Annotated in this window: 14 protein-coding genes; 4 read left to right on the top strand and 10 right to left on the bottom strand. The window is 27.0% G+C overall.

Annotated elements, in window-relative coordinates:
* The first annotated feature begins 59 nt into the window (after positions 1–59).
* Both A2J15_RS03660 and A2J15_RS03665 read left to right on the top strand, forming a co-directional pair.
* On the top strand, positions 60–566 hold the full coding sequence (locus A2J15_RS03660) for an EexN family lipoprotein (protein ID WP_066776528.1): 507 nt from the start codon (positions 60–62) through the stop codon (positions 564–566).
* The gene (locus tag A2J15_RS03665) at positions 563–778 is read left to right on the top strand and encodes an EexN family lipoprotein (protein WP_066776525.1); all 216 of its coding nucleotides are present in this window, start codon (positions 563–565) and stop codon (positions 776–778) included. Before A2J15_RS03660 ends, A2J15_RS03665 begins: the two co-directional genes overlap by 4 nt.
* Here the strand turns inward: A2J15_RS03665 and cmoA are convergent.
* The 10 genes from cmoA to A2J15_RS03715 are packed head-to-tail and all read right to left on the bottom strand — an operon-like array spanning position 768 to position 9,932.
* Positions 768–1,475 (bottom strand): carboxy-S-adenosyl-L-methionine synthase CmoA, encoded by a 708-nt coding sequence (cmoA, locus tag A2J15_RS03670; RefSeq protein ID WP_066776522.1) that lies wholly within the window; start codon positions 1,473–1,475, stop codon positions 768–770. The two genes, A2J15_RS03665 and cmoA, sit on opposite strands and share 11 nt — an antisense overlap.
* Positions 1,475–2,320 (bottom strand): bifunctional riboflavin kinase/FAD synthetase, encoded by an 846-nt coding sequence (locus tag A2J15_RS03675; RefSeq protein ID WP_083074264.1) that lies wholly within the window; start codon positions 2,318–2,320, stop codon positions 1,475–1,477. Before A2J15_RS03675 ends, cmoA begins: the two co-directional genes overlap by 1 nt.
* Positions 2,286–3,047, bottom strand: a complete 762-nt coding sequence (tlyA, locus tag A2J15_RS03680; protein ID WP_066776519.1) for a 23S rRNA (cytidine-2'-O)-methyltransferase TlyA — start codon at positions 3,045–3,047, stop codon at positions 2,286–2,288. The genes A2J15_RS03675 and tlyA overlap by 35 nt, the downstream gene beginning before the upstream one ends.
* Entirely contained in the window at positions 3,044–4,048 is a 1,005-nt protein-coding gene (locus tag A2J15_RS03685; RefSeq protein ID WP_116980518.1) for a hypothetical protein, read from the bottom strand. Before A2J15_RS03685 ends, tlyA begins: the two co-directional genes overlap by 4 nt.
* Positions 4,029–5,972, bottom strand: coding sequence for an NAD-dependent DNA ligase LigA (ligA, locus tag A2J15_RS03690; RefSeq protein ID WP_066776514.1), 1,944 nt, complete (start codon positions 5,970–5,972; stop codon positions 4,029–4,031). The genes A2J15_RS03685 and ligA overlap by 20 nt, the downstream gene beginning before the upstream one ends.
* Positions 5,973–7,115, bottom strand: coding sequence for a dihydropteroate synthase (folP, locus tag A2J15_RS03695; RefSeq protein ID WP_066776511.1), 1,143 nt, complete (start codon positions 7,113–7,115; stop codon positions 5,973–5,975).
* Position 7,116: 1 nt separating this feature from the next.
* Positions 7,117–7,716, bottom strand: coding sequence for a DNA polymerase III subunit delta' (locus tag A2J15_RS03700; RefSeq protein ID WP_066776504.1), 600 nt, complete (start codon positions 7,714–7,716; stop codon positions 7,117–7,119).
* A gap of 3 nt (positions 7,717–7,719) precedes the next feature.
* Complete coding sequence (locus A2J15_RS03705; protein ID WP_066776502.1) at positions 7,720–8,256, bottom strand: HobA family DNA replication regulator; 537 nt, start codon at positions 8,254–8,256, stop codon at positions 7,720–7,722.
* Positions 8,257–9,459: an aspartate kinase gene (locus A2J15_RS03710; RefSeq protein ID WP_066776500.1), complete on the bottom strand. Its 1,203-nt coding sequence runs from the start codon at positions 9,457–9,459 to the stop codon at positions 8,257–8,259.
* A gap of 2 nt (positions 9,460–9,461) precedes the next feature.
* Positions 9,462–9,932 (bottom strand): RNA pyrophosphohydrolase, encoded by a 471-nt coding sequence (locus tag A2J15_RS03715; RefSeq protein ID WP_066776497.1) that lies wholly within the window; start codon positions 9,930–9,932, stop codon positions 9,462–9,464.
* A 95-nt stretch (positions 9,933–10,027) separates the two neighbouring features.
* Here A2J15_RS03715 and hemW point away from each other — a divergent pair, with 95 nt between their 5' ends.
* Together hemW and tatB are read left to right on the top strand one after the other, a co-directional pair.
* Positions 10,028–11,095 (top strand): radical SAM family heme chaperone HemW, encoded by a 1,068-nt coding sequence (hemW, locus tag A2J15_RS03720; protein ID WP_066776494.1) that lies wholly within the window; start codon positions 10,028–10,030, stop codon positions 11,093–11,095.
* A gap of 50 nt (positions 11,096–11,145) precedes the next feature.
* Entirely contained in the window at positions 11,146–11,532 is a 387-nt protein-coding gene (gene tatB / locus A2J15_RS03725; protein ID WP_066776491.1) for a Sec-independent protein translocase protein TatB, read from the top strand.
* The last annotated feature ends 5 nt before the right edge of the window (positions 11,533–11,537 follow it).

An 11,537-nucleotide genomic window follows, 5' to 3' on the forward strand; every position in this document is an offset into this window, starting at 1 on the left:
TTTATTATTAATTTATTATTAATTAGATAAGATTATAAAAAATAGTAGGAGATAAACGAATGCAAAAATTAGGGATTTTTTTTATAATATTTATAATGTTTTTTATAACAGCCTGTGATGATGACAAAATGGAAAACTATTACAAAACTCATCCTAACGAAGCAAAAGAAAAAGCAAAAAAATGCAAAGAAAGAAATACTTTAAGCAAAGAATGTATCCATGCATTAAAAATAGGCATTAAACCAACACATGAAGAAAGTAAATATAGCCCCAACATTCAATCAAAATTTAACAATAAAATATCAAATAATAAAACTTTAAACCAGCAAACACAAATTTTAAAACAAGAAAATAAGACAATTGTCAAAGATCTTGAGCAAAATCTAAAAAACTATGAATATACCCTAGAAAATCAAAATACCAAAGATTTTGATCATAATTTAGAAAATAATGACAATATAGTTGTAGCACCTATGGCAGAAGAATTTTCTGAAGTTTATCCTTCTAAAATGCAAAACTCCACCTTTGGAAATGAGGTTAATTTAGTACAAGAAAAACTGCCATGAAAACAATTTTTCTTTCAATTTTTATCAGCCTACTTTTGCTAGGATGTGAACAAACTAAAAGTGTAGAATATTATCAAAATCACCCTCAAGAAGCTAGAGAAAGAAGCCTAGAATGCAAAAATAAATCCATCATTAGTCAAGATTGCATTAATGCTTATAAAGTAGGTTTTCCAAAAGATCAATTTGATGATGAAGATAATATTATTCCTTAAAAGCCAAAAAAGTCTCAAAATTAGCCCATTTAAAAATACTTTCTATCTTTTTAAAACCGGCTATTTGTAACATTGTAATATTTTCTTTTTGTGTATAAGGTATTAAAATATTTTCTAAAGCTTCTCTTTTGCTTGCAATCTCAAATTTAGAATAACCTTGTTTTTCTTTATAATGCGCATAAAGTTCTATCATATTTTTTGATAAAAAGGCATCTTCATAAAGAATTTTTTCACTCATAATAAAAACACCTTGAGTATTTAAATTCTCATAAATTTTATTAATCATTTCTTGTCTTTTAGGAGGACGAATAAATTGCATAGTATAATTTGCTATAAAAGCATCGCATTTATAAAAATCAAATTCACATAAATCTGCTTCAAAAAATTTTACATCAAATCCATAAGCTTGTATTTTTGATCTTGCTATTTCAAGCATACAAGCAGAATTATCAACTCCAAACAATTTTAAATCTTTTCTAAGATTAGCTAAAAAAATTAAAAAATTAGCACTTGAACAACCCAAATCACAAACACTTGCCTGCAAAGGTAAAATTTTAGCTAGTAATCTCCCACAAAGCTCAAGATTTTCTTTATAAAAAGGTACAGATCGATTAATCATATCATCAAATACACTAGCCACATTCTTATCAAACTCAAATTGTTTTTTTAAATCTTGTTTAAAAAGCTCATCTTTCATTAACTTCCCCTTAACAAGCTATGCGCTTGATGAATATCCTTAGCAATTTGATCTTTAAGTTTTTTCAAATCTTTAAATTTTTGATTTTCTCTAATAAAATCAACAAATTCAAGTTCTAAAACCTCATCTAAAGAAAATTTTTCATTCAAATGTTCTAAAATATGACTTTCTATAGCAAATTTATCATCACTTGATCTTATACCTATAAAACTTACACTTTTGTAAATTTTGTTTTTACTCTTTAATATACTTGCATAAACTCCATTTGAAGGTAAAAAATAATCTTTACATTCTAAATTAATAGTAGCAAAAAGTTCTTTAGAACCAAGCCCTTGTCCTTTAACTACCCTTGCTTTAATACTATAATTTCTTCCTAAGAATTTTTTTACTTTTTGTAAATTTGCCTTAGCTAAAAAATCTTTAATTAAGCTTGTATGAACTGCTACACCATCAATGCTAAATTTATCTACTATTAAAGTTTTTATTTTACTTAATAATTCAATATCTTGAGCCTTATAAACCCTATTTTTACCAAAAGAAAAATCATAACCTACAACTATTAATTTTAAATGTATAAATTCTTTTTTTAAAAAATCTAAAAATTCTTTACCCTCTAAAGATTTTATACTTTCAAAATCCAATTCTATAACTTTTTTCTTTGATATTTCTTCTTTTTGTGTATTAGAACAAAGCATTTTACCTTTAAATTTATTAATCACTAGTAAAATACCATTTTCATCTAAATGTTCTACAAGCTTTAAATGTCCTAAATGCATACCATCAAAACAACCCAATGCCAAAGAACTAACATTAGTTTTTAACATAGTAGTAAAAATATTCAATATTACCCTCCTTTCCTTTAATACAAGATTCTTGCGTATTTTTTAAAATCCAACCCAATTTAGCACATTCTTTTTCAAAATCTAATCTAGATTTTGAAATAGCCTTATCATCTTTTAAAACCCCTTTTTTATCTCGTTTAACATTTTTTCCTACTTCAAATTGAGGTTTAAAAAGCAAAATAAGCTCTTTTAAAGCTAATTGATCTATATAAAAAAGCAAACTTTTTAAGGAAATAAAACTTACATCACAAGTTATAAGATCAAATTGTTCTTCACTTTTAAACTCTCTTAAATCTGTGTTCTCATAAACAATAAGCCTAGCATGAGATCTTAAACTTGCATGCAATTGTTTATCCCCTATATCTAAAGCAACAACTTTCAAAGCCTTATTTTCTAATAAAATTTGAACAAAGCCTCCTGTACTAGATCCTATATCTAAACAAATTTTATCTTTAATAAAAATATTATTATTTTGAAGAAAAGTTTTTAATTTTAAAGCCGCTCTTGAAACATAAATTTTACCTAAAAGCTCCAAATTTAATTCCTTAGAAGAAAAAATCTCTTCAAAACTTAAATCTTTTTTCTGTTTGAGTTTTACTAAAAATTTTTTTATATTAAAAGAAGCTTTAAAACTTTTATCATTAAGCAAAACTTCTTCATTTTCTATCAATTCTAAAGCCTTATTTCTACTGATATTTAAACGTTTTGCAACAAAAAAATCGTATCTCATTTTAAACTTTCATTTATTCTTTTTTCTAAATCCTGCTTTTCTTTAGAAAACCACCAAATACCTAGTTCAAAAGCATTTTTATTAAACAATTTCTTCACTTCTTTAAGGTCTTTTTCAAACTCATCTTTTTCTTTTTGAATTACGCTAAAATTATTATCTTTAAAAAGAACAAAATTGTTCATCCATGATAAGATTTGCTCTTGTTCTCTTTTTAAAACATTATTTCTTTCTTCTTTTAAAGAATAATTCATAACAACCCCCACACAAGATAAAAATAAAATCACATACTTGATCTTTATTTTCAAAATAAAATTAAATATATAGGACAAAAGGGAACAAAACATAAAAAAGTTAAAAAAATCAAAAATAAAATTTAAAATTTTAAAACCCAAATTCCCAAAATAAGAAAAAAAGAAAAGTTTTAAATGAGAAATAAAATATAAAATTTCAGATAAAAAATCCAAATAAAAAAAAGAAGAACTCTTATAAGCAATAATCTTTTGAGAAAAAAGGTTTAAATTTAAAATTTCATCATAAGAAAATAATAATCCAAAACCTGCATATAAAAAAGCAGTGAAAAAACTTGAAATAATAACTATTCTAAAATCATTATAAGCATTGTCTACAAATTGCAAATGAAGCTTATTTTTAAAAAACAACATTAATAAAGGTAAAATAATAAATGCAAAAATAAAATCATTTTTTTCTAAACTTAAAAAATTTAAAAATAAAGAAACCATACCAAAGCATGCTAGAAAAAAACTAAAAATATAAAGATAAAAATCCCCCATACTTATACGATAAAATAAACTCCCTTTAATCAAGGTAGCCTCTTTAATAATATTTTTTCTTAATTTTAAAAATAAAAAAAATTCCCAAAAAAGAGTTAAAAAAAGAGGGAGTAAAAAAAGAAGTGCAAAAGCTGTTTTTTGCCAAGTTAATAAAAATAAAACAAGACTAAAAAAAACTAAAATATAAATACTATTTTTTAATAAGCTTATGAAAAGCGTTCTCATTAATACACCTTACACCAAGATCTTGAGCTTTACTTAATTTTGATCCTGCTTCTTGGCCAAAAAGCACATAATCTGTTTTTTTAGAAAGCGAAGAACTTACCTTAGCTCCAAAACTTTCTATTAAGGCTTTTATTTCATCTCTAGGACGTGAAAGCGTACCTGTAATAACAAAGGTTTTTCCAAAAATTGTACTATTATTTATAATTTGCCTAGCTTCTACTTTCAAATTTAAAAGTTTATAAAACTCATCAATTCTTAAACGATTTACCCGTGTAAATTCACAAAGGCTTAAAGCCATTTGCTCACCAAAACCTTCTAAACTCATATAAGCTTGAAAATCTTGTTTATGCCATTGCAAACCAAAACTCAAGCTTAATTTCTTAGCGGCAACTTCACCTATATGCTCAATACCCAAAGCATTAATAAAACGAAAAAGCTCACATTCTTTTGCATTTTTAATAGAATTTAAAAGATTATTAATCTTTTTTTGTTTAAAACCTTCCAAACCTTCAAAATCAGCAAATTCTAAGTGAAAAATACTCTCAAGTGTAGTAATTTTTTTATTTTTATATAAAAGCTCAACAATATTTTCTCCCAAACCTTCTATATTTAAACACTTTTTAGAAACAAAATGAATGATAGAATTTACAAGCCTATCCTTGCAGTCTATATTTTGACATTTTAACAAAGTTCCTTCATCTAAAAGCTCATTATGACAAGTAGGACAAAATTGAGGACGAGTAATATCAATTTCTAAACCATCTCGACGTTCTTTAAACACCTTAGTGATTTTTGGTATCACATCCCCACTTCTTATAACACTAACAAAATCATTAATTTTAACATCAAGCCTTGCAATCTCATCAAAATTATGCAAAGTTGCTGATTTTACCATAACTCCATCTAAATTTACTGCTTCTAAAATAGCTACAGGAGTAATCACTCCACTTCTTCCTACTTGTAAATTCACACCTATTAAACGCGTTGTTTTTTCAAGAGCAGGAAATTTAAAAGCTACCATAAACTTTGGAAATTTTACCGTATAAGCAAGCTCATCACAAAGCGCAAGATCATCAATTCTTACAACCATTCCATCCATCATCATAGCTTTTTGTTCTCTTAAAGCTAAAAGCTCTTTATAAGCTTTTAAAACCTCGTCAACATCTTTACAAACTTTAATAAATTCATCTTTTAAAAAACCAAGTTCTCTTATAAAACTCATAATTTGACTATGAGTTTTAAAATTTAAACTATTTTCTCCTACCCCCCAAGGATAAAATTTTAAATTTCTATCCCTTGTAACACTTGTATCTAATTGCCTTAAACTCCCACTTGCTGCATTGCGAGGATTAGCAAATAAAGCCTGATTTAAACTCGCTCTTTTAGCATTGATTTTTTCAAAATCTTCTTTTAAAATAACTACTTCACCACGAATTTCTATCTTTTCTTTATAAGGGATATTTTTAGGAATACTATCAATCTCAAAAACATTAAGAGTGATATCTTCACCTATTTCACCATCACCCCTTGTTGCACCGCTTATTAATTTACCTTTTTCATAAAGCAAATTTAAACTTGCCCCATCAAATTTAGGCTCTATAAAAAAATTTTTCTCATTTTTTACACGTTTTACCCATGCTCTAAGCTCCGTTTCGTCAAAAACATCTTCCATGGACCACATGCGTTTTAAATGGGCAAGTTTTTTAAATTCACTTTGTATAATAGGTGCAACTTTTTGCGTTGGAGAATCTTTTGCAATCTCATTTTCATTTATCTTTTCAAAAGCTCTTAATTCTCTGATTAAAGCATCATATTCTTCATCACTTGCTAAAGGCTCATCTTTTTCATAATACGCCCTCATCCATAAATTTGCTAGTTTTACTTTTTCTAAATACTGCTCTTTTGTCATTTAAACTCCTATTTTATCCATAGCCTGTGCTAAAGCAAAAAGCTGCTTATGTTCATATAAATCATGTACTCTTATAATACTAGCTCCATTTTCAAAAGCTTTCAAGTGTAAATACAAAGTCCCTGCTAAACGATCTTTTACCTCACTTTGAAAATAAGCATTAATAACACTTTTACGACTTGCCCCTATAAGTAAAGGTTTATTAAATTGCAAAAAATGTTCTAAATGTTTAATTAAAATCATATTATGTTTTGCACTTTTTCCAAAACCTATACCTACATCTAAAATACTTTCTTTTACACCATATTTTTCCAAAAGCTCAAGCTTAATTTTAAAAAATTCACTCATTTGATAAAGCAAATCTTCATAATAAGGATTATCTTGCATATTACTTGGATCATTTTGCATATGCATAAGACAATATTTTGCTTCATATTTACTAGCAAGCTTAGCTAAATTTTCATTCCTTAAACTACTAATATCATTAATGAGTTTAAAACCTCTATTTAAAGCATATTCTAAAACATATTCATCAAAACTATCAAGACTAAAAATAGCTTTTTCATAATATTTTTTTTTATAAATTAAATCAAGAATATTTTTAAGTCTTTTAAATTCCTCATCCTTACCACAATACTTACTTCCTGGTCTTGAACTAACAGCTCCTATATCAACATATTGTGGATTTAAAAGCAAGACTTCATTAAGTCTTTTTTCAAAATTATTTTCATTTACACGACTATTTGGATGAAAACTATCCTCATTAACATTAATCACACCCATAAGTTCAACTTTCTTAGGTTTTAAAAAATCTTTTTGCAAAAAATTAGCTAAATCTTTAAGTCCAAAATCTTGAAGTTTTTCTTTAGCAACAAGCTTTTGCATTTGTTCTTTTGTAGCCATTAATAAAGCATTAGAGTGAGCGATTTTAGCTGTAATAACTTCTTTATGTGTAACAAGTTCAGCCCCTATTCTTAAAGCATCTTGTTTTAAAATATTTACTGCAGGAGTGCTAAGATCTTTTATCAAAATAAAATGAATTTGCTCTTTTTGCGACATGATTTTTTGTCCTATTTTATGAGGACTTATAAAAGAACAAAGCAAATTAAAATCAGTATTTGAATTAATCTTAAAAAATTTCATCTTAGGGCTTTAAATAAAAATTTAACAAAAGCGTTGCTAAAATCACTCCACTTTTACAATTAAGCCTTGCAAGCTCATAACTTTGATAAAATAACTCAAGTTCTTTAGCATTAAAATTTTTATATTTTACACTTTGTTTTGCAAGCAAACAAATATGCTCCATCAATTCATTTTTATCTAAATTTTCATTATTTTGCACAAAATCAAAAAGCATTTTTAAATCCATTTTTTCAAGATCTAATGCAAGTATTTTCTCTTCTTTTTTGCATTTTCTTTTTTCGCAAATAAGACGCGATTTTACCGTTGGTAAAAGCAAATTTTTAGAAGGAACTACTATTAAAAATTTGATATTTTTTGGAGGTTCTTCAAGGAGTTTAAGTAAGAAATTTTGTGCTTCAATCCTAAAAGAATGCGCCATTAAAACAAGAATTTTTTCTTGCGTTTCTGCTACATAACTTTCTTTTTCTACCGCTCTAGCATCATCAAGTAAAAACTCATTTTGAGGTATAAAAAATCTTAAATTATTTATACCAAAAGCATTAATCATTTCTTCTTTAATAGTTTCAAAATCTTCACTAATAATAATCTTGCTAATAAACAAAAATCACCCTAATTGCACTTTAGAAAATAAAATAGCATCCAAACTTACATCAAAAAGTTGATACAAACTAATAAGCTTAATGTCTAAATCCTTGTCTTTAGAATTTAAATAAAAACTATCTTGTAATTGTTCATCAAAAAGCCACAATAAGCTATCATCTTTTGATCTAGCAATTAAAGATTTATGATCTGCTGCACTGCCTATATAAAAATACACATAACCATTAGGAAAAGAAATATCAAGTAAATCATTAAGCAAAGCTATATCTTCTGAATTTTGCACCTTTTTTTTACACAAAGAATTTAAAGATACAAAAGGCAACATAGGACGATTAGCTTTAGCATTAATATTTTTTAAAAAATATTCTTCATACCAAGATCTTTGATCATCACACACTAAAACAAAAGTATAACCTTCTAAAAGATATTTAAGTCTTGCTGCCATTAAAGGAGCCCATTCTAGGCGACGCGACTCCATCCATGCCATAAAAGTTCCACCGTTACGAATATTTTCAAGAGTAAAACTTAAAAAATCACTCATTTATTTATCTAGCCCATAACATTCATGCAGTGCTCTAACTGCTAATTCTCCATATTTTTCATGAACTATCATAGAAATTTTTATTTCACTAGTAGAAATCATACCTATATTAATCCTTTCATCTGCTAAAGCCTTAAAAGCTTTACTGGCTACTCCTGAGTGAGACTTCATGCCCACACCCACTATAGAAACCTTTACTACCGCACTATCACTTTCTATAGTAGTTTTAGCGCTTAAAATTTTTTGTATGGCATTTTTAGCCAAATCAAGTTCATTTTGAGGAACAGTAAAACCTAAGTTTGTAGCCCCATCTACACCTACATTTTGTATAATCATATCTACATTAATATTTTCATCTGCTAAAACAGAAAAAATTTCAGCTGCAATACCTGGCTTATCTTCGACATTTCTTAAGGTTACTCTAGCTTGATTTTTATCTAAAGCAATCCCGCTCACTAAAGCTTGTTCCATTTGATCTTCCTTTGTTATCATTGTTCCTTCATTTTCATTAAAACTACTTCGAGTTACCAAATTTACATTTAATTTTTTTGCAAGTTCTACGGAACGATTTTGTAAAACTTTTGCACCCAAACTTGCAAGTTCTAACATTTCTTCATAAGAAATTTTATCCAACTTTTTTGCCTTAGGTTCAATTCTTGGATCTGTTGTATAAACCCCATCAACATCAGTATAAATTTCACACAAATCTGCATGAAGCGCTCCAGCAAGTGCTACAGCACTAAGATCACTTCCTCCTCTTCCTAAAGTAGTTACATCTCCTTTTTCGTTTACCCCTTGAAAGCCTGCAACAACCACAATTTTTCCATTTTCAAGTTCTGTTTTTATAAACTGCGTGTCGATATAATTAATCCTTGCTTTTGTAAATACACTATCTGTAACAATACCTGCTTTTCTTCCAGAAAATGACACAGCATGATAACCTTTTTCGTTTAAAGCTATAGATAGCAAAGCACTACTTACACGCTCTCCACTACTTAAAAGCATATCCATATCTTTTCCATTAGGGTTTTTGCTAAAATATTTAGCTTGTTCTATAAGAGTATTGGTTACTCCACTCATTGCAGATACTACTACAACAACTTTATTGCCTTGTTCTACACTTTGAATAACACGCTTAGCTACTGCTTCTAAGCGCTCAAGTGTTCCAACGCTTGTTCCACCGTATTTTTGCACTATAAGCATTTTTAGATATAACCTTTCTCTTCAAAATATTTGATGACTTTAATATAAATATTTTTTTTAAAATGATTAATCATTTCAAAAATGTCTTTAACGTTTACAAAACGATAATCATCAAATTCAGGATCTTGGGTATGAATATTAATCTTGGCTCCATGTTTTAAACGTACTAAAAAATATTTTTGAATTTGTCCATCATAAGGATACATTTTTTTTGCAATTTTAACAGGAAAATTATAACTTAACCATTCTGGATATTGAGCAATAATCTCTACCTCATCAGTACCTATTTCTTCTTTTAATTCTCGGAATAAAGCACTTTTAATGCTTTCTCCTTTATCAATACCACCTTGTGGAAATTGCCAAATATTATCCATATCATTTCTTCTAGCAATTAAAATCTTACATTCAAAAGGATAAGAACTAGATAGAATAATAGCAGCAACATTTAATCTATAATTTTTCTTATTTTCCACGATCTTTGTCCTTTATTTTAAGATATCATTTTAACCTAAATCAAATAAATTTTCATTAAAATATATAAATTCAATAAATTATTCTTAGGGTTTTTATGCATTTTTATATTCATATTCCATTTTGTGAAAGCAAATGCCATTATTGTGCTTTTACAAGCTTAAAAAAACAAAATTACGAAAAAGCTTATTTTCAAGCACTAAAAAAAGATATTAAATTTCATTTAAAAGAATTCGATATTAAAACCAAGCAAATCAAAACTTTATTTATAGGTGGAGGAACACCTAGTTGCGTTCAAGCATCTTATTATGAATCCATTTTTGAAATTTTAAGTCCTTATTTTAGTTCAAATATAGAAATTTCATGCGAAGCCAATCCTAACTCAGCGAGTTTAAATTGGCTAAAAGCTATGAAAAATATAGGTATAAACCGACTTTCTTTAGGAGTTGAGAGTTTTCATCCTAAAAAACTTCATTTCCTCGGCAGAATTCATGATCAAAAAATGATTTTTAAAGCCCTAGAAAATGCCTATAAAGCGGGATTTTTAAATGTCAATATAGATTTAATTTATGATACTAAATTAGACAATAAAAAAATGCTTGAATTTGAACTTTTACATTTACAAAATATCAAATCTTTAATCACTCATTTAAGTGCTTACACCTTAAGCTTAGAACCTCATACTGCTTTTGCCAAAAAAAAGCATTTTAAAAAAAATGCTCCTAATTTAATGAAATTTTTCATAAAAGAACTCATACAACTTGGTTTTTTTCAATACGAAATCAGTAATTTTTCAAAAAGCAAATCTAAAATATGTAAACACAATCTTGCTTATTGGCAAGGAAAAAATTATCTAGCCTGTGGTTTAAGTGCTGTAGGATTTTATAAAAATCAACGTTTTTATACGCTTAAAACCTTAAAAGATTATATTCAAAACCCTACTTTTAGAAGCATAGAAAACTTAAGCTATAAGGATTTAAATTTAGAACATTTGTTCTTAGGTCTTAGAAGCATAATAGGCATTAATAAAACAAAACTTGATCCTTTACAAAAAGAAAAAATCAACATCTTGCTTAAAGAAAAAAAAATATTTCATAAAAATCAAAAATATTTTAATACTAATTTTGCTATAGCTGATGAACTTGCCTTGTATCTCTCATCTTAAATTTAAGTTTTTTAAGTAAAATATTTTAAAAAAATAAAGAGTATAAAATAATGAGTTTTGGTGAAATCATTGTCATTTTAGTTGTAGCGATTTTAATTTTAGGACCTGAGAAACTTCCTGAAGCTATAGTTCAAATAGCAAAAATTTTAAAAGCCCTTAAACGCAATATAGATGATGCAAAATCAAGCATAGAAAAAGAAATACGTATCAATGAACTTCAAGAAGAAGCTAAAAAATACAAAGATGAATTTTCAAGTGCGAATGAAAACATAAGAAAAAAACTTAGCTTTGAAGAATTTGATGAATTAAAAAGAGATATTTTAGATAAAACAAAACTGGATTTAACTTTTGATAAAAAAGAACCTATACAAAATGATTTAAATGAAAAAAAATCTAACACAGAAGAAAAAGCAAATCTTCATGATTTACAAAAATAAAAAAT

It is taken from the genome of Campylobacter hepaticus, assembly GCF_001687475.2.
In the GTDB taxonomy this organism is placed as follows: Bacteria; Campylobacterota; Campylobacteria; order Campylobacterales; family Campylobacteraceae; genus Campylobacter_D; species Campylobacter_D hepaticus.